This window comes from Burkholderia ubonensis subsp. mesacidophila (assembly GCF_002097715.1).
Lineage (GTDB): Bacteria > Pseudomonadota > Gammaproteobacteria > Burkholderiales > Burkholderiaceae > Burkholderia > Burkholderia mesacidophila.
In genome coordinates, this window is sequence record NZ_CP020738.1 from 42,159 (window position 1) to 62,809 (window position 20,651).

The 20,651-nt window shown below is 68.5% G+C and carries 17 protein-coding genes and 1 pseudogene; 2 read left to right on the forward strand and 16 right to left on the reverse strand.

Going from position 1 to position 20,651, the window contains the following annotated elements; translation table 11 throughout:
- Position 1: 1 nt before the first annotated feature.
- Positions 2-418, reverse strand: a complete 417-nt coding sequence (locus tag B7P44_RS17865) for a hypothetical protein (protein ID WP_133118038.1) — start codon at positions 416-418, stop codon at positions 2-4.
- A gap of 86 nt (positions 419-504) precedes the next feature.
- On the opposite strand from B7P44_RS17865, the gene B7P44_RS17870 reads away from it, so the two are divergent.
- Positions 505-804, forward strand: coding sequence for a hypothetical protein (locus B7P44_RS17870; protein WP_133118037.1), 300 nt, complete (start codon positions 505-507; stop codon positions 802-804).
- Positions 805-1,061: 257 nt separating this feature from the next.
- On the opposite strand, the gene B7P44_RS36405 is transcribed toward B7P44_RS17870, so the two are convergent.
- The 14 genes from B7P44_RS36405 to B7P44_RS17940 all read right to left on the reverse strand — a co-directional run bounded on the left by B7P44_RS36405 (position 1,062) and on the right by B7P44_RS17940 (position 18,894).
- On the reverse strand, positions 1,062-1,541 hold the full coding sequence (locus tag B7P44_RS36405) for a hypothetical protein (RefSeq protein WP_133118036.1): 480 nt from the start codon (positions 1,539-1,541) through the stop codon (positions 1,062-1,064).
- 559 nt (positions 1,542-2,100) lie between these two features.
- Positions 2,101-3,822 (reverse strand): tannase/feruloyl esterase family alpha/beta hydrolase, encoded by a 1,722-nt coding sequence (locus tag B7P44_RS17880; protein ID WP_084906877.1) that lies wholly within the window; start codon positions 3,820-3,822, stop codon positions 2,101-2,103.
- 25 nt (positions 3,823-3,847) lie between these two features.
- On the reverse strand, positions 3,848-4,987 hold the full coding sequence (locus tag B7P44_RS17885; protein ID WP_084906879.1) for a porin: 1,140 nt from the start codon (positions 4,985-4,987) through the stop codon (positions 3,848-3,850).
- Positions 4,988-5,049: 62 nt separating this feature from the next.
- The gene (gene mhpT / locus B7P44_RS17890) at positions 5,050-6,249 is read right to left on the reverse strand and encodes a 3-(3-hydroxy-phenyl)propionate transporter MhpT (RefSeq protein WP_084906880.1); all 1,200 of its coding nucleotides are present in this window, start codon (positions 6,247-6,249) and stop codon (positions 5,050-5,052) included.
- A gap of 128 nt (positions 6,250-6,377) precedes the next feature.
- Complete coding sequence (locus B7P44_RS17895; protein ID WP_084906882.1) at positions 6,378-8,252, reverse strand: feruloyl-CoA synthase; 1,875 nt, start codon at positions 8,250-8,252, stop codon at positions 6,378-6,380.
- A gap of 10 nt (positions 8,253-8,262) precedes the next feature.
- Complete coding sequence (locus B7P44_RS17900; protein WP_084906883.1) at positions 8,263-9,711, reverse strand: aldehyde dehydrogenase; 1,449 nt, start codon at positions 9,709-9,711, stop codon at positions 8,263-8,265.
- A 37-nt stretch (positions 9,712-9,748) separates the two neighbouring features.
- Complete coding sequence (locus tag B7P44_RS17905; RefSeq protein WP_084906885.1) at positions 9,749-10,579, reverse strand: p-hydroxycinnamoyl CoA hydratase/lyase; 831 nt, start codon at positions 10,577-10,579, stop codon at positions 9,749-9,751.
- Between the two features lie 186 nt (positions 10,580-10,765).
- A complete protein-coding gene (locus B7P44_RS17910) occupies positions 10,766-11,257 on the reverse strand; it encodes a MarR family winged helix-turn-helix transcriptional regulator (RefSeq protein WP_084906887.1) in 492 nt (163 codons plus the stop codon).
- 59 nt (positions 11,258-11,316) lie between these two features.
- Positions 11,317-12,210, reverse strand: coding sequence for an SMP-30/gluconolactonase/LRE family protein (locus tag B7P44_RS17915; protein ID WP_084906889.1), 894 nt, complete (start codon positions 12,208-12,210; stop codon positions 11,317-11,319).
- A gap of 61 nt (positions 12,211-12,271) precedes the next feature.
- Positions 12,272-13,288 carry an L-arabinose ABC transporter permease AraH gene (gene araH, locus B7P44_RS17920; protein ID WP_084906890.1) on the reverse strand — a complete coding sequence of 339 codons (1,017 nt, stop codon included), beginning with the start codon at positions 13,286-13,288 and terminating at the stop codon, positions 12,272-12,274.
- A 220-nt stretch (positions 13,289-13,508) separates the two neighbouring features.
- Positions 13,509-15,038 carry an L-arabinose ABC transporter ATP-binding protein AraG gene (gene araG / locus B7P44_RS17925; protein ID WP_084906892.1) on the reverse strand — a complete coding sequence of 510 codons (1,530 nt, stop codon included), beginning with the start codon at positions 15,036-15,038 and terminating at the stop codon, positions 13,509-13,511.
- Between the two features lie 20 nt (positions 15,039-15,058).
- Positions 15,059-16,063 (reverse strand): arabinose ABC transporter substrate-binding protein, encoded by a 1,005-nt coding sequence (locus tag B7P44_RS17930; protein ID WP_084906894.1) that lies wholly within the window; start codon positions 16,061-16,063, stop codon positions 15,059-15,061.
- 121 nt (positions 16,064-16,184) lie between these two features.
- Positions 16,185-17,114, reverse strand: a complete 930-nt coding sequence (locus B7P44_RS17935) for a dihydrodipicolinate synthase family protein (protein ID WP_084906896.1) — start codon at positions 17,112-17,114, stop codon at positions 16,185-16,187.
- 28 nt (positions 17,115-17,142) lie between these two features.
- On the reverse strand, positions 17,143-18,894 hold the full coding sequence (locus tag B7P44_RS17940; RefSeq protein ID WP_084906898.1) for an IlvD/Edd family dehydratase: 1,752 nt from the start codon (positions 18,892-18,894) through the stop codon (positions 17,143-17,145).
- A gap of 116 nt (positions 18,895-19,010) precedes the next feature.
- On the opposite strand from B7P44_RS17940, the gene B7P44_RS17945 reads away from it, so the two are divergent.
- The gene (locus B7P44_RS17945) at positions 19,011-19,961 is read left to right on the forward strand and encodes a LysR substrate-binding domain-containing protein (protein ID WP_084906900.1); all 951 of its coding nucleotides are present in this window, start codon (positions 19,011-19,013) and stop codon (positions 19,959-19,961) included.
- On the opposite strand, the pseudogene B7P44_RS17950 reads toward B7P44_RS17945, so the two are convergent.
- A pseudogene (locus tag B7P44_RS17950) lies at positions 19,943-20,380 on the reverse strand (DUF6306 domain-containing protein); the annotation flags it as partial. The gene B7P44_RS17945 and the pseudogene B7P44_RS17950 overlap by 19 nt on opposite strands.
- Positions 20,381-20,651: the final 271 nt, after the last annotated feature.

The window sequence follows — 20,651 nt, forward strand, 5'->3', positions numbered from 1 at the left end:
GCTATTGCCCCGCCTCGATCTCTTCGAGGCACGCAAGTACGTTCTCGATTTTCTCCGGGCCGAAGATCATCGCGTACTCGCCGCCTTTGCGGATCAGGTCGAGCCGCTGGTTCGCCTCCGGCAATGTTTCGATGTGGTGAGGCCACTTCAATTCGATCTCGACTGCAACGGGAATCGCCTCGCTGAACGGCACCATCCGGAAGAACGCATTCAGCTCGGCGTGGCATGCCTCCATTTGATCGCGATTCATCGCTTGAACGATCGCGACCATGCGCTGTGCGACCTCGCGCACCCGGCGATCTGGCTTCGATGCGTCATACCCGTGAGCATCGTCGATGCGTCGCGCGACCAACCGCCCGACCTTCGACGTCATCAGGTCGATAAGTGCTTTGCGAGGGTTACCCAGACCACGAATCATTGTGCTAGGATCAGTTCAAGTTATTTCGTATGATAGTGACGATACGAAATTTAGTCAATTTTTTGCCTGATAGTCAAAGCGCCTCCATGAACGCACCGATCAAACCCAAGTTGAAGCCTGCCCCGCCGGCGCCAGTGTCCGAGGCCCAGCGAGCGTTCGCGCGCCCGGCCGCAGTCGTCAAGCTTGTGGCCGCTGAGGTGGAAGGTGGGGATTCGGCAGGTCTGAATCATCTCGCCACGCTCGGCGGGCTCGGCCTGCTTGCCGAATTCGCGCATGCCGGCGAGCACCTCGCCGGCATTTCACAGACGATCGTGAGCGACGGCACGGCGAAAGCGGTCGATCCGCGGGATCAGGTCGACCCGCGAAAGCGATTCATTCCGAGGTAAGTCGGGCAGGCGCAATCTCGACAGAGCAACGCCTGAGAAAAGGGCGCGTGTGACCGCACGATCCAGGAGGGGGGAAGCCCCGGGGCATTTGCAATCAACGCTCGTCTTGAGTCTTGGCGGGATCGCTATCGCTTACGCCGGCGGTAAGCTCGCGTTTGCCGCATGAGCCGCAGCGCCGAAATCATCGGCGGGGCCACGAGGATTCACGCCGCGGAACCGCGTGACGAGGAAATGGTGTTCGACGCGTGGTACGGTATTTATTTGCAAACAGCCAGGAATCCGTTGCATGCCCGCAAATCACGCACGCCACGCCTCAATTCATGCATCATCCCCTCCATATCGACTGTCAAAAATTCCTCCAGTCGATCTCCTCCAGGTGCGAACAGAACTGCCCAGAATGTAAATTGATTCAACAGCTTCGTCAGCCCTGCCTCAAATGCATTCATCATCGTCCCGTCTTCCGCCGTAACGAAAGAACTCTCGTACTCGTCTAGACCTACACCTGTCATCTGCGCATATTCGAGGTCAACGGCTTGCTGCGCCGGAGGAAGCTTGCCCCGCATGAACGTTGTGAGTGGACAAATTCTGAATTCAATTTCATTGAGCCCAGGATAGCCATACCGCGGCGCCCCGACCTCCACTGGCTCATCACCCCAATATCTTATTTCTGGAGGTCGCTTGAACAAAATCACCTCCAGTTCACTCTTTGGCGCAATTATCCCAAAGTTCGCATCCATAGCATTCTCGTGGCGTCGTGAAATAGGCTTACCCGGAGTTGCTCGCCACCGAAAATGACGTTCCGGATGTCCTGCGGAATCCATGGCGCGGGATCAGCTGCCCCAGGCCCGTCACTACATTCAGAATTCAAATACCTCATCACCTCTATCAAGACGCCCACCCAACACTTCGCCCAACGTTACCGCTTCCCCATTCGTGCGCAATCGCCCAGTTATGGCCACACGATCCCGATATAAAACTCGCCACCACTTGAAAAAAGAAGTGACCTGTCACCTCGAACAAGAACAATTCCCCTTATACCGATACTTTCACCCGCATAACGAGACGCATCGAGAACGATTTCTTCGACATCAGCCGTAATCCCACCGACACCGGTTGTCCACGCTTGAAAATCACAAAGCAAAATTCGCGGAGCCCATTCTCTCATTTAAATCGATATTTTTCATGATCAAACGATCCGGAATTGGTGTGGATGCGCGAACTGGCGCGTCATTTGCACCTCAAACACGTCGACCGGTTCGCACATCTCCTTCACTCGAATCCCGCACTGCCCTCACGTCACCGACAACTGAAACTCCCCGCCGAATTCACCTCACCCGCCCCGTCATATCGCGCCACTTTCGGATAAGGACACAGCGGCCGCGTCCGCCCCGCGCCCCATGACGCAGGCACTTCCGCATTCGGCACCGCATTCGACGCATCGCGCGCTGTCGCCACGACCGCCTCCGGCGCTTGCCCCTGCTCGACCCACGCAACCAGCGGCGTCAACATGTCGAACTGATCCGCCGCCGGCCCGCCCGAGCAATGATTCATCCCCGGCACCGGATAGAACCGCGCGAAATCCGACGCATCCCCACCGTTCGCCTGTGCGAGCCGCGCATACCAGTCGCTCGTGTCGTTGAACGAAAACACCGGATCGCCGGTGCCGTGATAGACGAGCAGCTTCGCACCGCGCGCCTTCAGCGCCGACAGGTTCGTCTCGTCGGGCGGCGTCATGAACGACCACGCGGATTCCGCATACACACCGCTCGTCGCGAAGATCGCCGGCGCATCGTTATCCATGTCGAAGCCGAGCGCGAAACCCGGCAGGTTCGCGAGCGTCGCCGCGGGCTTCGGCGGCGTCATGAACGTGAACGCCATCGCGGCCGGATCGAGCGTGACCGAATTCGACTGCTTCCACGCGGCCCAGTTGCTGCCCGCGATGCCCGGATCGTACGGAAAGCTCGCGTACAGCGCCGCGCCCGCACTGTTGCGTGCTCCCGCGAACACGTTGGCGAGCGCCGTCTTCTGCGCGCTCGTCAGGCACGCGCCGGTGCGCACGCCGTTCGCGCAGGTCGGGATGTCCGTGTCGACACTGAAATGCGCCTGGCACGCGGCGACGTCCTGCACCATGCCGTCCGCGACGCCGTCGAGCGTGTCGCATTTCTCGACGATCTTCGCGCCGACGAACTGCCGCTCTGCGTCCGTGAAGCCGCTGCGCAGATCCGGCAGCCCGTTCGTGCCGGTCGCCGACGCGATCTTCGCGAACTGCTGCGCGCCAAACATCTCGCCGATCGCCGCCTTCGGCAGATGGAAGCCCGGATCGCCGGCGATGATCCCGTCGTAGTCGGCCGCATTGCGCGCCGCCGTCACCATCGCGTGCCGCCCGCCGTTCGAGCAGCCGCCGAAATAGCTGCGGTCCGGCCCCTTCCCGTACGCGAGGCGGATCACCTGCTTCGCCATCGGCGTCAGCGCATCGACGGCCGCGTAGCCGTAATCGCGGCGCGCCTGCGGATCGAGCCCGAACAGCGGGTTCTGCGCGGCGCTGTGCCCGGAATCCGAGCTGATCACCGCGAAGCCCAGGTTCAGCGCATTCGTCAGCGGCCCGCCGCCGCCGATCTCGCCGGTCGCCGTCAGCACGTTGCCGTCGAGGCCGCCGTTGGCTTGGTAGAAGAAGCGGCCGTTCCATGCTTTCGGCAAGCGCATCTCGAAGCCGATCGCGTAGGTTTTGCCATCCACGGGGCTCACGCGCTCGTTCATCTTTCCGGCGATCACGCAGTGTTCGGCGATCGGCTTGCCGGCCACCGTCAGCGCGCCGGCGGCCGCGGTCGTCACCGACGTGAACGACGTGTTCGCATAGGCGAGCCGCGCGGCGAGCGCGTCGCAGGTCTGCGTCATCGCGGCCGGTGTCGCGGCGCCCAGGTGCGGGGAGGCAGGCGCAATCGAATCGTCGCCGCCGCAGCCGGCAAGGATCGCGGCGGGCAGCAGCGCCGTGCAAAACAGTAAGGATCGCTTCACGATATCTCCGTTTCGTCAGGAACGTGGCTCAGAACAGGTGCTTGACGCCGACCATCGCGCCGAGCTGGTTCATCCCGGCGCCGGGCGTCGTGCCGGGGCCGCCGCCGCTCACCGCATAGCGCGCGTGCGCGCTGTTCCACAGGTACGAGGTCTGCGCGTAGACCGACGTGCGCTTCGACAGCGAGTAGGTTGCGCGCAGCGTCGCCATCGTCGCGCGGGTGTCGTGCGCGGTGTTGACGATCCGGTAGCCCTGGCCGTCGACGGTGAACAGCGGCGTGAACGCATACGACGCGCCGACGAAGAACAGGTCGGAACGCGCGCCTGGCGCCGCGGGCGCTTCGGTCGTCACGCGCCGTCCGAGCCAGCCCGCGCCGACGCGCGCATGGCCGACGTTCACGTAGCCGCTGACGTGCGTGCGCGCATCCTTGTCCGCGCTCGTCGTGAAGACGGCGGGCGTCACGCCGTCGAAGAAGCTCGCGGCCGCGTTCGCGCCGCCGCGCTGCTCCTCGTACGACGCGGCGACGCCGAACAGCGCGCTGTCGTACTTGAGCATCACCGACCAGTCGCGGCATTCGACCGCGCGGCCCGGCACCTGGCCCGCGCAGGTGCCCTGTCCGGGCGAATTGCCGGTGCCCGCGCCGTCGCGGCCGAACGAATAGCCGGCGCCGAACGTGAAGCCCCGGTAGTTCGCCGTGTACGTGACCGCGTTGTCCGCGCGGCCGTTCGGCACGTAGGCGTCGAGCGAACCGAGGCCGTAGATGTCCGGGCCGACGATGTCGGCGCCCTGCAGCGCGAGGTAGGTCATCATGTACTGGCGACCGAACGCGAGCGTGCCTAAACCGCTCTTCAGCCCGACGAACGCCTGCCGGCCGAACAGCCGGCCGCCCTGGCCGAGATCGCCGCCGCGCACGTTGAAGCCGCTCTCGAGCACGAACACCGCCTGGTAGCCGCCGCCGAGATCCTCGGTGCCGCGCAGGCCCCAGCGCGACGGCAGTTCGCCCGTCACGGCAGGCATGCGCACGACGCGGTCGCCGGCCGCATTCGCGTGCGACACGTATTCGATGCCGGTGTCGATGATCCCGTACAGCGTCACGCTCGACTGCGCATGCGCGCTCGCCGCGGCCAGCGCACATGCGCCGGCCGCCAGCAGGGCCTGGGTGTTCTTCATGATGGTGTCTCCGAACCTGTGTTGATGTCGCGCTCTGATGGCGCTCGTGGATGAAACGAAATTCAGTCGCCCGCCTGCGGCCGCCGGATCAGCAGCCACGCGGCCACGGCGGCGACGAGCGTGACGGGGATGCTCGCGCCGATCACGACCGGCGCGCTGCGGCCCATCGCGAGCAGTTGCGCGGCGGCGAGCGGCCCGACGACGGAGCCGAGCCGGCCGACCGCGACCGAGGTGCCGACGCCGGTACCGCGCATCGCGGTCGGGTAGTAGATCGCGGCGAGCGCATACAGCACCGACTGGCCGCCGATCACGAACATGCCGGCCGCGAACGCGGCCGCCGCGAGCGACGCGAAGCCCGGCGCGGCCGCGAGCGCGGCGAGCGACAGCACGATGCCCGCATACATGCCGCCGACCACGCGCGCCGCGCGCATCCGGTCCATCGCCGCGCCGATGCCGAGCGCGCCGAGCCCGCCGCCGACGTTGAACGCGATCTGCACGAGGCCGACGTGCGCGCGGTCCAGCCCGCGCGCCGCCATCAGCGACGGCAGCCAGTTCAGCAGGAAGTACAGGACGATCAGCGTGCAGAAGTAACTGACCCACAGGGCGAGCGTGGACTGCGTGCGCCCGCCGCCGAACAGCGTATGCGCGACGCTCGCACGCTCGGCGCCGGCGACGTCGAGATACGCGCGCGATTCGGGCAGCAGGCCGATCAGGAGCGGCACGAGCAGCAGCGGCCCCACGCCGCCGACGTAGAAGATGTGGCGCCACTCCGCGTCGCCGGCGAGCAGCACGCCGATCAGCGACGCGATCACGCCGCCGAACGGAATGCCGCAGTACATCGCGGCGACCGCGCTGCTGCGCGCGCGCGGCTCGACCGCTTCGGACGACAGCGCGATCAGGTTCGGCATCGCACCGCCGAGCCCGATGCCGGTCAGCACGCGCACGGCCACGAGCATCGCGAAGCTCGACGCCTGCGCGGTGGCGATCGACAGCAGTCCGAACAGCGCGACCGACGCGATCAGCACGCGCTTGCGGCCGAACCGGTCCGCGAGCCGGCCGCCGAGCATTGCGCCGGGCAGCAGGCCGAACGTGCCCGCGCTGAACGCGATGCCCATCTGCGACACCGTGAGCCCGAATTCGTGCGCCATGCGCGGCGCGGCGACGCCGACCGACTGCAGGTCGAGCCCCTCGAGCAACGCGATCGCAAAGCACAGCGCGAGGGTCGTCGCGATGGCCGGCTTCTCTGCAACGTAGGTGTTCATTGTGTCTCCTCTCCGTCGACCAGACGCTGGGGAACGCGCTGTCTCCTGATCGAGCGGCATTTTTTATCAGGTAGCCTGATTAAATGGCCAAAAAAAACCGGTCGGCAACTCACCCGACCGGCTGATGCTCAAGCGTGGATCACATCCGGATCGCCGGCCGCCGGATCGTAAAGCGCCTCGATCGCCGCCGCGCGATGCTGCTGCACGGCCGCCTGGTTCAGCGAGCCCTTGTCGGTGACTTCGCCGAGATCGAGCGACGGCGGCGTATCCATCACGCGGATGCGCGCGACGAACGTCGAGCTGCCGGTCGCGCCGCGATTGAGCCGTTCGAGCCACGCGGCGAACGCCGAGCGCACGGCGGGCGCGCGCAGCACGTCGACCGCCGCCGCGTCGCCGCCGAGCCCGGCCAGCGCACGGCACGCGTCGATTCGCGGAAACACCAGCAGGCCGATGTCGTCGCGATTGAGCCCGGTCACGACCACGTCCTGCACGTAAGGCGCGCCGGTCGACACCGCGTGCGCACGCAGCGGCCCGACGCTGACGAAGGTACCCGTGCTCAGCTTGAAATCCTCGGTCAGCCGGCCGTCGAACTGCAGGCCGAGTTCGGGCCGCGCCGGATCGGCGAACGCCGCTGCGTCGCCGCTGCGGTAATAGCCTTCGTCGTCGAACACCTCGCGCGGATCGACGTCCGCGTGCCAGTAGCCGCGCATCACGTTCGGCCCCTTGAAGCGCAGCTCGAGCTTGCCGCCGCACGGCGCGAGCTTCACGTCGCAGCCGGGCGCGGGCAGGCCGATGTAGCCCGAGCGCATCAGCGGGCCGGTCGTGAACAGGCACGACGGCGACGTCTCCGTCATCCCGAGGCCCGCCATGATCCGGATGCGTTCGCCGCAATGCGCTTCGGTCACGCGGTCGAGGCGGTCCCACACCGCTTGCGACAACCCCGCGCCGCCGAAGAAGAACAGCTTCACGCGCGAGAAAAACGTGTCGCGCAGTGCGGCGTCGCGTTCGAGCGCGGCGGTCAGCTCCTCCCAGCCTTTCGGCACGTTGAAGTAGATCGTCGGCGCGATCTCGCGCAGGTTGCGCACGGTCTCGTCGAAACGGCCCGGCACCGGGCGGCCGTCGTCGAGGTACAGCGTGCCGCCGTTGTACAGCGCGATGCCGAGGTTGTGGCTGCCGCCGAACGTGTGGTTCCACGGCAGCCAGTCGACCAGCACCGGCGGCTCGCGCGTCAGCTCCGGCATCGTCTGGCGCAGCATCTGCTGGTTGCTGCACAGCATCCGGTGCGTGGTCGGCACGGCCTTCGGCCGCTTCGTCGAGCCGGACGTGAACAGGATCTTCGCGATGTGATCGGGGCCGACCGTCTCGTGGATCAAGTCGATCGTCCGCGGCACGGTGTCGAGCAGGCGCGCGAACGGCACGGCGTCGCCCTGGCCGCCCTGCGCGGCGATCAGCGTCGCGTCGGCCGGCAGCGCCGCATCGAGCGCACGCGCGAACGCGCCGCCGTCGGCGACGAACACGGCGCCCGGCCGCAGCACGTCGAGCGTGTGGCGCAGTTTGCCGTAGTCGGTCGACACCAGCGAATACGCGGGCGAAATCGGCGCATACGGCACGCCGGCCAGCATCGCCGCGAACATCAGCTGCAGGTGTTCGAGATCGTTGCCGGACAGCACCGCGAGCGGCCGCTTGGCCGACAGCCCGAGATCGGCGAGGCCCTGCCCGAGCGCACGGGCGCGCTCGAGCATCTGTGCGTACGTGATCTCGATCCAGCGCCCGTCTTCGCCGCGACGCGCGGCGAGCACGCGGTCCGGATGCGCTTGCGCGCCGCGCACGAGGCAATCGGTCAGGCGCTCCGGATACGCGCCGAGCGGTTCGCGCGCGTGCAGCCGCCACGTGCCGTCCCCGTCGGGGCGGATGTCTGCCGCGCCCTCCGCGACGGCCGCCGCGCGGTAACGCGCGCCGCTCGTCGCGCGATCGGTCGGCGGCGAGGTCATCGATGCGTTCATCGCTTCCCCCTCAGATCGGATAGTGACGCGGCGCGGTCTGCACGGTGATCCAGCGCAGCTCGGTGAATTCGGCGATCGACGCGCGGCTGCCGAAGCGGCCGTAGCCGCTCGCCTTCACGCCGCCGAACGGCATCTGCGCTTCGTCGTGCACGGTCGGGCCGTTGATATGGCAGATCCCCGACTCGATCCGCCGCGCGACCGCCAGCGCCCGCGCGACGTCGCGGCTGAACACGCTCGCCGACAGCCCGAACTCGCTGTCGTTCGCGAGCGCGACCGCGTCGTCGTCGCTGTCCGCGCGCAGGATCGCGACGACCGGCGCGAACGATTCCTCGCGATACAGGCGCATGTCGGGCGTCACGCCGTCGACGATCGCGGGCTGCATCACCGCGCCGTCGATCCGGCAGCCGAGCGGCAGGCGTGCGCCGTGCGAGCGGGCATCCTCGACGAGCGCCGCCGCGCGCGCGGCGGCGCGCGCATCGACCATCGTGCCAAGTGCGTGGCCCGCTTGCGGATCGCCTGCGACGAGCGTGCGCGCCTTCACGGCGAGCCGTTCGACGAGCGCGTCCGCGACCGGCCGCGCGGCGATCACGCGCTCGGTGGACATGCAGATCTGCCCCTGGTTGAAGAACGCGCCGAACGCGATCGCGTCGACGGCGGTGTCGAGATCCGCGTCGTCGAGCACGAGCACCGGCGCCTTGCCGCCGAGTTCGAGCAGCACCGGCTTCAGGTGGGCGGCCGCATGGCGCGCGATGATGCGCCCGACGTGCGTCGAGCCGGTGAAGTTGATCCGCTTCACGTGCGGATGCGCGATCAGCCGTTCGACGAGCCCCGGCGCGTCGGCCGCCGCGTGCGTGACCACGTTGACGACGCCCGCGCCGAGCCCCGCGTCGTGCAGCACCGCGCCGATCAGCGCGTGCATGCCGGGGCACGCCTCGGACGCCTTCAGCACGACCGTGTTGCCGCACGCGAGCGGCATTGCGAGCGCGCGGGTGCCGAGGATCAGCGGCGCATTCCACGGCGCGATGCCGAGCACGACGCCGCACGGCACGCGCATCGCGAGCGCGAGGTTGCCGGGCACGTCGGATGGGATGACGTCGCCGTCGATCTGCGTCGTCATCGCGGCCGCCTCGCGCAGCATGTTTGCCGCGAGCGTCACGTTGAAGCCGTACCAGCCCGGCGTCGCGCCGGTTTCCGCGACGCCGGTCGCGATGAAGGCGTCGATGCGCGCGTCCATCAGGTCCGCCGCCTTCAGCAGCCGGCGGCGGCGCTCGGTCGGCGCAAGCGCGGCCCAGGCGGGAAACGCGCGGTGCGCGGCGTCGATTGCCGCGTCGACGTCGGCGGCGCCCGCGGCCGGCGCACGCGACGCAAGCGCGCCGGTCGCCGGGTTGAAACGGTCGAAGGTGCGCCCGTCGCGCGCCGCGCACCATTCGCCGCCGATCAGCATCTGTCTGTCGGTCATCGTTGTCTCCAGTCTCATGCCTCCACGGCAGTATCGATCAGCGCTTGTACGCCTGCAGGCCGGGCTTGATCGCCTTGTCGTCGAGGAATTGCTTCAGACCCTGCTCGCGGCCCCGCTCCGGATCGCGCAGCTGCGCCTGATCGAGCTTCGCGTACAGGTAATCCTCGCACTGCTCCCATGTCAGTTCCCGCGACCGCTTGAAGCCATGCTTCGCCGCGCGCAGCACGACCGGGTTTTTGTCGATCAGGCGCGCGGCGAGCGCGATCGTCGCGTCGCGCAGCTCGGCGAGCGGCACGCTGCGGTTCACGAGGCCCATGTCCGCCGCCTCGACGCCGGTGAACGTGTCGCCCGTCATGATGTAGTGCAGCGCGCGGCGATGCCCGACGGTATCCGCCATCGCCTTGCTGACGAGGTTGCCCGGCGGGATGCCCCAGTTGATCTCCGACAGGCCGAACACCGCTTCGTCGGCCGCGATCGCCAGATCGCACGCGACGAGCGGCGAGAAGCCGCCGCCGAAGCACCAGCCGTTCACCATCGCGATCGTCGGCTTGCCGTACATCCGCAAGCGCCGCCACTGCCACTCCGACGCGTCGCGCCGCACCTTCTCCTGCAGCGCGTCCGGGCCGCCGTCGATTTCGCGGAAGTATTCCTTCAGGTCCATGCCGGCCGTCCACGCGGCGCCCGCGCCGGTCAGCACGAGCACCCTCGCGTCGTCGTCGAACTCGATCGCGTCGAGCACCTGCAGCATCTCCTGGTTGAGCGTCGGGCTCATCGCGTTGCGCTTGTCCGGACGGTTCAGCGTCACCCATGCGATGCCTGCCTCCACGTTGACCTCGACGGTCTGCCAGCGGTTGTCGTACTTGCTCATGTCTGTTCCTGTCTTTCGTTTCAGTGCCGATTCGGTGCGCAGCGCCTCTGCTGCGAACGGCTTCATTTAATATCAGGCTACCTGATATTGCAAGCGACAAAAACGCCGGTGTAAACCCGGAGCGGATGCCCTGTCGCGGACATCCGCTTCGGGAAAACTACCGGCGGTTTCGTGGGGTCAGGGACGTCAGCCGCGCAGGTTCCGGGCGAACACTTCGAGCGTGTGCTGCACGTGCGCGGCATCGTCGGCCGCGAGTTCGCCGAGCATCCGGTTTTCGAGCGGACGCAGCACGGCCTCGCATTCGCGCAGCATCGCCGCGCCTTCGGCGGTCAGCGTCAGCAGGATCACGCGGCCGTGCGACGGATCGGCTTCGCGCGTGACGAAGCCCCGGCCCGCCATCACGCTCATCACCTCGTTCGCCGATTGCGGCGTGATGAACGAACGTTCAGCGAGCTGCGCGTTCGACGACGCGCCGCGCGCCTCGAGCACCGACAGCGCCGTGTATTGCGCGAGCGTGATGCCGAGCGGCGCAAGCGCATCGGTCATGTGACGGCGCAGCAGCCGGTCGAGGCTGCCGATCACGTAGGTCAGGCGCTGCGGCGCGCGGGCTTTCGGCTTCTCGCCGGCCGTGCGGGCAGCGGCCTTCGGATTCGCGGACTTGGTCGGTGCGGTGCTCATAAAGCAGGCTGGATGGAATTGCGGGCCATCTTACCAGCCCACACACGCGGATCGCGCCGTCAGCCGCGCACCGGACGCTTGAGCGGGAATCGCGCGGTCGGCAATCCCGCGTACCGCGTCTGCGCGACGAACACGCCGCCGGCGTGCGCATCGTCGCTCAGTCCGACGCGCGCGCTCGTCACGTACAAGCGCCCTGCGTCGTCGAGCGCCACGCAGCTCGGCTGCGCGGTCGGCACGGCGATGCGATCGGTCTCGACGCCGTCCGTACCGTAGCGCACGACCCGCCCAGCGCCCCACTGCGCGTTCCACAGGCCGCCGTCGCGATCGACCGTCGAGCCGTCCGGTTCGCCGTCCGTGTCCGTCAGGCGCGCGAACGGCCGCACGCGATCGACGCCGCCGCCCGCCCGGTAGTCGCAGACGAGGATTTCGCGCGTCGGCGAATCGCAGAAGACCATCTTCGAACCGTCCGGCGAAAACGCGATACTGTTCGCGATTGCCGCCGGCGGCAGCGCGAGCCGTTCGAGCGTCAGGTCCGGATTGAGCCGATGGAACCCGCCGATTGCGCGCGGCGTACCGCCGCTTTCGTCCTTCATCCCGAACACGAACGCGCCATGCGGATCGCAGCGGCCGTCGTTGAGCCGCGTCGGCAGGCCCGGCTCGACGTCGACGATCCGCGTGAACGTCTCCGTGCGCAAGTCGAAGAACGCGAGATGCGTCGCGAGCCCGACGAGCAGCACGTCCGGGTCGTCGGTCAGCGCGAAGCACGCGAGCCGCTCGGGCATCGGCCAGTGCCTTGAGTCCGTGCCGTCGGCGCGGCACCGCCACAGCCGCGCGCCTTCGATGTCGACCCAGTACAGCGCGCGCGTCGCATCGCACCACGTCGCGCCCTCGCCGAGGGTGCTGCGGCTGTCCACCAGCAGCGTCGCGGACGCCGTTTGAATCCCCTGTTGCATGCCGTCTCCAGAATGTCTGTCTGTCGCGGGTGCGCCGCAGGGGTCCTTGCCGGCCCCGCCGTCAGATCCGCATCGCACGCCGCTGATTGCGACGATACTGGTCGAACAGCACCGCGAGCAACAGAATGCCGCCCCGTATCAGATATTGGTAAAACGTCGGCACGTTCAGCAGGCTCATCGCGTCCTGCACGGACCCCATGATCAGCACGCCGACGAGCACGCCGGAGATCGTCGCGACACCGCCCGTCAGCGACACGCCGCCGAGCACGCACGCGGAGATCACGCCGAGCTCGAGGCCGGCCGACGTCTTCGGATCGCCGAGGCTCATTCGCGACGCGAGCATCACGCCCGCGAAACCGGTGACGAGCCCCTGCAGCACGAACACCGCGACCTTGATGCGCGTCACCGGCAGCCCCGCGAGCAGCGCCGCCTCGCCGTTGCCGCCGACGGCCAGCACGTTCTTGCCGAACACCGTCTTGCGCAGCAGGAAGCCGAACACGACGAAGCCGACGAGGTTGCTCCAGATCGGATACGAGATGCCGAGGAACGCGCCCGACCCGAGCTCGAAGAAGCGCTCCTCGGAGATCATCACCGCGTCGCCGTTCGACGTGATGAACGCGAGCCCGCGCACGACCTCCATCATCGCGAGCGTGACGATCAGCGAGTTGATCCGCCAGCGCGCGATCAGCACGCCGTTGACGAGCCCGACCGCTCCGCCCGCGAGCACGCCGGCCGCGATGCCGAGCAGCACGCTGTGCGTCGCGGTGATCAGCGTCGACGCGACGACGCCCGAGAACGCGACGATCGACGCGACCGACAGGTCGACCTCGCCGAGCGCGAGCACGAACATCATCGTCACGGCGATCGAGCCGATCAGCGTGACCGACAGCAGCAGGCCCTGGATGTTGCGGGGCGTGAGGAAGTCCGGCACGGTCAGCGACAGCGTCGCGAACAGCACGACGAACACCATCACGATGCCGGAGCGGTTGATCAGCGGCCACACGCCGCCGCGGGCTCGCGCGGGCGCGGCAGTGTCGGGGGACGGGGAAGTGCGTTGGGGTTGCATCGCCTGGCTCATGTCGTGTGTATTCCGGTAGTCAGTTCGCTAGGGCCTGTTCACGCTAATAACGGGCTTGCGAACGTGCCTTGCCGGCTGTAGTGCAAGGAGGGCGGAGCGCCGTTTGGCCGAGCCAAACAAGCGACGTCCGACGCCGCAATACGGCCGGCAAGGCACGTTCCCGTGATAAAAAAATTCCTTCTGGCGGCCAGCGCAAGCCCGTTATTAGCGTGAACAGACCCTAGCGCGGCAGCGCGAGCTTGATCAGCGCATCGGGGCTCGCCTGCGCCTTCGTCATCGCGCCCGCGATCCGTCCTTCCTTCATCACGACGATGCGGTCCGACACGCCGATCACCTCGGCGAGATCGCTCGACACGAGGATCACCGTGCGCCCCGCTTCCGCGAGTTCGTAGAACAGGTTGTAGATTTCCGCGCGCGCGCCGACGTCGATGCCGCGCGTCGGCTCGTCCATCAGGAACACGTCGATGCGCTCGGCGAGCCATCGGGCGAGCACCACCTTCTGCTGATTGCCGCCCGACAGCGCGCCGATCGGCGTGTCGCCGTCGCGGGTCTTGATCGCGAGGCGCTCGATGTAGCGCCGCGCGAGCTCGCGCTCCTTGCGCGGCGCGAGCAGCACGCGTGCGGGGCTGAAATGCCGGCGCGCGCTGAGGTTCAGGTTGTCGGCCACCGACGCGATCGCGACGATGCCGTCCTGCTTGCGGTCCTCCGGGCACAGCGCGACGCCGGCGCGCACCGCGTCGCGCGGGCTCGCGAACGCGACGCGCCGCCCGTGCAGCGCGACGTGGCCCGCGCTCGGGCGCGCCGCGCCCGCCAGCAGCTTCATCAGTTCCGAACGCCCCGCACCGACGAGCCCGAAGAACCCGACGATCTCGCCGCGGCACGCGCTGAACGACACGGGCTCGGACAGCCCGGGCCCCATCAGCCCCTTCGCCTCGATCAGCACGTTGCCCGCCGCGCGCGGCCGGTAGCCGTACACGTCCGCGATCGCGCGCCCGACCATGCTGCCGATCAGCCGGTCGCGGTCGAGCCCGTCGACCGATTCGAAGGTCTCGATGCGCCGGCCGTCGCGAAACACCGTCACGCGGTCGCACAGCGCGTAGACCTCCTCCATCCGGTGCGTGACGTAGACGATCGCGCGGCCTTCCGCGCGCAGCGCGTGGATGATCCGGAACAGCTGCGTGGTCTCGCGCGCGGACAGCGAGCTGGTCGGCTCGTCGAACGCGATCACGCGCGCGTCGCGCATCAGCGCCTTGCCGATCTCGATCATCTGGCGCTGCCCGATCGACAGGTGCTTGACCGGCGTGTCCGGGTCGATGCGCTCGCCGAGCCGTTCGAGCTCGCGCGCCGCCCGCGCGACCAGCGTGCGCGCATCGACCACGCCGAGCCGGCTCGGCAGCTGCCCGAGCATCAGGTTTTCCGCGACCGTCAGCTCGGGCACCAGATGCAGTTCCTGGTAGATGATCGCGATGCCGGCCTCCAGCGCCGCGCGCGGCGACGCGAATCGCTGCGCGACGCCGTTCAGCGTCAGCGTGCCGGCCTGCGGCTGGTTCACGCCCGACAGCACCTTCAGCAGCGTCGACTTGCCCGCGCCGTTCTCGCCCATCAGCCCGTGCACCTCGCCCGCGCGCACCGCCAGCGACACCGCGTCGAGCGCGCGCACGCCCGGGAAGCTCACGGTGATGCCGTCGAGCGCCAGCAGCGCATCGCTGGTGGTCACGGCGTCAGCCCGCGTAATCGTGTCCGTCGTCATCGCGTCCTCGCCGGCCGTCGTCAGATGCCCAGCTCGGTGCGTACGGCCTGCCAGTTGCCGCGCGTCATCAGCTTGCCGCTCGTCTGCGTGTCGGCGGGCGGCGTCTTGCCGTTACGGATCCAGTCGACGAGGTTCTGCGCGCTGTCCTTGCCGTGGTTCGTCGAGCTGACCGCGATCGTGCCGTAGAAGCCGGTCGGCTCCTTCTTCTGGAATTCGGCGAACGCCTCGCCCGCGCCGTTGATCCCGACGCCGATCACGTCCGCGGCCGGGATGTGCAGCTGCTCGGTCGCGCGCACCGCGCCGAGCACGGTCTCCTCATTCAGCGCGTAGACCACCCACTTCTTCACGTTCGGATGCCGCGCGAGCACCGGCGCGGCGGCGCTGAAGCCGCCTTCGTCGTCGGTCGTCTTCTGCGGCGCGTCGAAGATGTTCTCCTTGCGGAATCCGTTCGCGAGCAGCGCCTGCGTCGCGCCGTCGGTGCGCAGCTTCGCGGTCGGCAGCTCGTAGTTGGTCACGCGCAGCGCGCCGACCTCTTCCGGCTTCCAGCCGCGCCGCTTCATCTCGTCGGCGATCGCCTGGCCGACCTGGTTGCCGATCTTGATCGCCGACATCCCGAGATGCGGGACGTTCGCGAGCGGCTTGCCCGACGAATCGACGAGCTGGTCGTCGACGGTCACGAACTTCATGTTGTAGCGCTTCGCGCGCGCCGCGATCGCCGGCCCGAGCCGCACGTCGGGCGCACAGATCACGAAGCCCTGCGCGCCCTGCGAGCCGAGGTTGTCGATCGCCGCGAGGGTCTTCTCGCCGTCGGGCGTGCCGATCTTCACGACGGTGAAGCCCGCCTTCTGGCCGAGCGCGGACGCCGCGCCCTGCTCGTTGATGAACCACGCCTGCTCGGGCATCTTCACCAGGAAGCCGATCTTGAGCGGCGCATCGGCGCGGGCGGCGCCCGGCATGCCAAGCGGCGCGAGGCACAGCGCCGCGAGCGCGGCACGCAGGGTCAGTCGGCGGATCGTGCGGGTCATGTCGTGTCTCCTCTGGGTGCGGGTCGTTGGCGACCGCGGTGTCGATGTCGTTGTCGTGTGTGACGGCGCTGCAGCGTCTTCAGTGTTCGCGGCTTTCGCGGCAACCGGCGGCCGGAGCGCTTCAGCGCGCCCAGCGCAGCACCAGCGGATCAAGCCGGCGCGCGATTGCAATCAGTTCGGCGCGGGTGTCCGGATGCAGCTCCGGCAGCGGATGGCGCGCGCACTCGCACGCGATCACGCCGCCTTCGCGCATCAGCGCCTTCGCGGCCAGCAGCCCCGCCTGGCGGTTCTCGTGATTGATCAGCGGCAGCCATTGCGCATAGCGCGCGTAGGCGTCGTCGCCGCGCCCTTCGCGATGCGCGACGAGGATCGGCCGCAGCCCGTCCGGATACGCGCCGCCCGTCATCGCGCCGGTCGCGCCCGCGTTCAGGTCGGCGAGCAGCGTGATCGCCTCCTCGCCGTCCCACGGCCCCTCGACCGCATCGCCGCCGAGCCGGATCAGCTCGCGCAGCTTGTTCGCCGCGCCCGGCGTCTCGATCTTGAAGTACGCGACCTGCTCGATCTCGCGCGCCATCCGCGCGAGGAACGGCGCAGGCAGCGCGGTGCCGCTCGCCGGCGCGTCCTGGATCATGATCGGGATGTCGAGCGCGTCCGACACGCGCGCGAAGAACTCGAAGATCCGCGGCTCGGGCACGCGGAACGTCGCGCCGTGATACGGCGGCATCGCCATCACCATCGATGCGCCGAGTGCCTGCGCATGCCGGCTGCGCGCGGCGCACACGTCCGAGCTGTAGTGCGACGTCGTCACGATCACCGGCACGCGGCCGGCGACGTGCTCGACGATCGTGCGCGCGAGCACGTCGCGCTCGTCGTCGGCGAGCGCGAACTGCTCGGAGAAGTTCGCAAGAATGCACAGCCCGTCGGCGCCGGCGTCGATCATGAAATCGACCGCGCGCAGCTGGCTCGCGAGATCGAGCGCGCCGGTCTCGGTGAACGTCGTCGGCACGACGGGGAAGATGCCGCGGTAACGCGGGGAACGGCTGGAGGTCATGGTTCGGGTTCCGGTCAGGCAGGCACGGTCAATGCGAATGGCTCGGCACCGCCGCGCCGCGCTGGCCGACCAGGAAGTCGAGGTCGCACCCTTCGTCGGCCTGCAGCACGTGGTCGAGGTACAGCCGCGCATAGCCGCCCTTGCCGAGCTGCCCGGCGACGCCGGGCGCGGCGGCCGGGTCGACGTCCGACAGCCGGCGCGCCAGCTCCTCGTCGCTGATGTCGAGATGCAGCGTGCCCGCGTCGCAGTCGAGTTCGATCCAGTCGCCGCTGCGCACCGCCGCGAGCGGGCCGCCCGCCGCCGCCTCCGGCGCGACGTGCAGCACGACCGTGCCGTACGCGGTGCCGCTCATCCGCGCGTCGGAGATCCGCACCATGTCCTTCACGCCCTGCCGCAGCAGCTTCGGCGGCAGCCCCATGTTGCCGACCTCGGCCATCCCCGGATAGCCGCGCGGCCCGCAGTTCTTCAGCACCAGCACCGAGCTCGCGTCGACGTCGAGCGCTTCGTCGTTGATCGCGGCCTTGTAGTGGTCGAAGTTCTCGAACACGACCGCGCGGCCGCGATGCTTCAGCAGTTCGGGGCTCGCCGCAGACGGCTTGAGCACCGCGCCGCGCGGCGCGAGATTGCCGCGCAGGATGCGGATGCCGCCGTCCGCGATCAGCGGCCGGTCGAGCGGGCGGATCACCTCGTCGTCGTAGTTCGGCGCGTCGCGCACGTTGTCCCACAGCGTCCGGCCGTTGACGGTCAGCGCGCCGGGATGCGGCAGCAGCCCGCCTTCGCCGAGCCGGCGCAGCACGGCGGGCAGCCCGCCTGCGTAATAGAACGCTTCCATCAGGAAGCGGCCCGACGGCATCAGGTCGACGATCGTCGGCGTGTCGCGGCCGATGCGCATCCAGTCCTCGAGCTCGAGCGGCACGCCGAGCCGCCCGGCGATCGCCTTCAGGTGGATCACCGCGTTGGTCGAGCCGCCGATCGCCGCGTTCGCGCGGATCGCGTTCTCGAACGCGGCGCGCGTTAGCACCTTCGACAGCGTCAGCCCTTCGAGCGCCATCTCGACGATGCGGATGCCCGACATGTGCGCGAGCACGTAGCGCCGCGCATCGACGGCCGGAATCGCCGCGTTGTGCGGCAGCGTGACGCCGAGCGCTTCAGCCAGGCACGCCATCGTCGACGCGGTGCCCATCGTGTTGCAGGTGCCGGCCGAGCGCGACATGCCGGCCTCCGCTGACAGGAAGCGATGCAGGTCGATCTCGCCCGCCTTCAGCGCTTCGTGCAGCTGCCACACGGCGGTGCCGGAGCCGATGTCCTTCCCGTCGAGCTTGCCGTTCAGCATCGGGCCGCCGGACACGACGAGCGCCGGCACGTCGCAGCTCGCCGCGCCCATCAGCAGCGCGGGCGTGGTCTTGTCGCAGCCGGCGAGCAGCACGACCGCGTCGATCGGGTTGCCGCGGATCGCCTCCTCGACGTCCATCGACGCGAGATTGCGCGTGAGCATCGCGGACGGCCGCAGGTTCGATTCGCCGTTCGAGAACACCGGAAACTCGACCGGAAAGCCGCCCGCCTCGTGGACGCCGCGCTTCACGTGCTCCGCCAGCTTGCGGAAGTGCGCGTTGCACGGCGTCAGTTCGGACCACGTATTGCAGATGCCGACGATCGGCCGGCCGTCGAATGCGTGATCGGGGATGCCCTGGTTCTTCATCCAGCTCCGGTACATGAAGCCGTTCTTGTCCGTCGTGCCGAACCATTGGGCGGAGCGCAGCTTGGGCTTGGTTGCCGACATCGTCTGTCCTGTGTGAGACGGGGATATCGGCGCAGTCTAGGAAGAATTCTGATAACTTACCAATGACGTTTTCAACGCCTGCAATATCACTTTCGACATCGATATAAACCCGTACGATGCCTGACGCCAGCCCTTGGGAAATCCGCACCCGCCTGAAGACGCGCCAGTTGCTGCTGGTCGTCGCGCTCGCCGACGAAGGCGGCATCCATCGCGCGGCGGCCGCGCTGAACATGACGCAGCCGGCCGCGTCGAAGCTGCTGCGCGAGCTCGAGGATTCGATCGGCGCGGTGCTGTTCGAGCGCCTGCCGCGCGGGATGCGGCCCACGCTGTACGGCGACGCGCTGATCCGCCACGCGCGCGCGGCGCTCGGCAGCCTCGACCAGGCCCGCGAGGAGCTCGCCGCGCTGAAGGCCGGGCACCTCGGGCACGTCGCGGTCGGCGCGATCACGTCGCCGGGCCTGCGCGTCGTGCCGCCGGCGGTCGCCGCCGTGAAGGGGACGCATGCGGGCATTCACGTATCCGTCGAGATCGACACGAGCAACGTGCTGCTCGAACGTCTCGCGCAGGACAAGCTCGACGTCGTGCTCGGCCGGCTGTCCGCGGAACACGACAAGCTGCACCTGCGCTACGAGCCGCTGACCGGCGAGCCGGTCGCCGCGGTCGTGCGGTCCGGGCATCCGCTGCTCGCGCGCGCGCCGCTCGCGCTCGCCGACGTGCAGCGCGCCGCTTGGGTCGTGCCGCCCGCCGGCAGCGTGCTGCGCCATCGCTTCGAGCTGATGTTCCAGCGCGCGAGCCTCGCGCCGCCGGCGAACGTGGTGGAAACGGCCGCGCTGCTGTTCATCACCCGCGTGCTCGAGCAGAGCGACATGATCGCGGTGCTCGCGGACGAGGTCGCGCGCTACTACGCGGCGCACGGCATCGTCGCGATGCTGCCGCTGGAGATGGATTGCCGGATGGACGATTTCGGGCTCATCACGCGCACGGACCGGCTGTATTCGCCGGCGGCGACGGTGATGGTCGACGCGCTGCGCGTGGTGGCGCGGGAGGTTTACGGCGCGGGGTCCTGACGCCCGTCGCGCAATCGCGCGTCGACATGCCCGATGTTCTTCTCGTGCGACACGAGCATCAACGTCAGCGCGTGATGGATCTCGGGATGGTCCAGCGTCGGCAGCAGCGCCTGCAGCTTGCGCACGACCCAGCGCTGGCCGCGGTTCAGGAACGCCATCCGCTCGGCCAGGTCGTCGATCGCCATCGCCTTTTCGTAGAACGCGCCGGTCTGGCGGGTCGGCGTCGCGTTGAGCGACTTGATCGCGTCGACGAGCACGCTGCACCAGTGCGCCTCGTCCAGTCGGATGCCCGCGACCAGCCGGTGGAGATCGGGATCGTGGATCTCGGCCGCCGTCTCGGACGCGACGCGCGCGCCCGCGCGCTCCGCTTCCAGCAGTTCGTCCAGCACCGCGAGCAGCGCATCGCGCTGCGCGTCGGCCGGCGCCGGGCCGGCTTCGCCACGGGTCTGATGTGGCATGCGATGTCCTCCATGCAGAAACGGTGACGCATCGGCGCGTCTCGCGACCCGCTTCGTCGTCGGCGGATCACGCGAAAATAGATCACATTGTGACATATCGGCATGCAGCCCGACGACGTGCGACCGGCGTTCCGTGACGCCCGTCAAGGAACGCGCAAGCGGCCCGTGCGGCGAGACCCGATTGAAACCGCCGGCATCGGCTGCCAGACTGATCGGCATGGCGCGGGCGCCC

What these genes read in the sequence shown, in the direction of transcription:
- B7P44_RS17865 (WP_133118038.1), bottom strand. Translation starts at nt 418, where the DNA reads ATGATTCGTGGTCTGGGTAACCCTCGCAAAGCACTTATCGACCTGATG.
- B7P44_RS17870 (WP_133118037.1), top strand. Translation starts at nt 505, where the DNA reads ATGAACGCACCGATCAAACCCAAGTTGAAGCCTGCCCCGCCGGCGCCA.
- B7P44_RS36405 (WP_133118036.1), bottom strand. Translation starts at nt 1,541, where the DNA reads ATGGATGCGAACTTTGGGATAATTGCGCCAAAGAGTGAACTGGAGGTG.
- B7P44_RS17885 (WP_084906879.1), bottom strand. Translation starts at nt 4,987, where the DNA reads ATGAAGAACACCCAGGCCCTGCTGGCGGCCGGCGCATGTGCGCTGGCC.
- mhpT (WP_084906880.1), bottom strand. Translation starts at nt 6,249, where the DNA reads ATGAACACCTACGTTGCAGAGAAGCCGGCCATCGCGACGACCCTCGCG.
- B7P44_RS17895 (WP_084906882.1), bottom strand. Translation starts at nt 8,252, where the DNA reads ATGAACGCATCGATGACCTCGCCGCCGACCGATCGCGCGACGAGCGGC.
- B7P44_RS17900 (WP_084906883.1), bottom strand. Translation starts at nt 9,711, where the DNA reads ATGACCGACAGACAGATGCTGATCGGCGGCGAATGGTGCGCGGCGCGC.
- B7P44_RS17905 (WP_084906885.1), bottom strand. Translation starts at nt 10,579, where the DNA reads ATGAGCAAGTACGACAACCGCTGGCAGACCGTCGAGGTCAACGTGGAG.
- B7P44_RS17910 (WP_084906887.1), bottom strand. Translation starts at nt 11,257, where the DNA reads ATGAGCACCGCACCGACCAAGTCCGCGAATCCGAAGGCCGCTGCCCGC.
- B7P44_RS17915 (WP_084906889.1), bottom strand. Translation starts at nt 12,210, where the DNA reads ATGCAACAGGGGATTCAAACGGCGTCCGCGACGCTGCTGGTGGACAGC.
- araH (WP_084906890.1), bottom strand. Translation starts at nt 13,288, where the DNA reads ATGAGCCAGGCGATGCAACCCCAACGCACTTCCCCGTCCCCCGACACT.
- araG (WP_084906892.1), bottom strand. Translation starts at nt 15,038, where the DNA reads ATGACGACGGACACGATTACGCGGGCTGACGCCGTGACCACCAGCGAT.
- B7P44_RS17930 (WP_084906894.1), bottom strand. Translation starts at nt 16,063, where the DNA reads ATGACCCGCACGATCCGCCGACTGACCCTGCGTGCCGCGCTCGCGGCG.
- B7P44_RS17935 (WP_084906896.1), bottom strand. Translation starts at nt 17,114, where the DNA reads ATGACCTCCAGCCGTTCCCCGCGTTACCGCGGCATCTTCCCCGTCGTG.
- B7P44_RS17940 (WP_084906898.1), bottom strand. Translation starts at nt 18,894, where the DNA reads ATGTCGGCAACCAAGCCCAAGCTGCGCTCCGCCCAATGGTTCGGCACG.
- B7P44_RS17945 (WP_084906900.1), top strand. Translation starts at nt 19,011, where the DNA reads ATGCCTGACGCCAGCCCTTGGGAAATCCGCACCCGCCTGAAGACGCGC.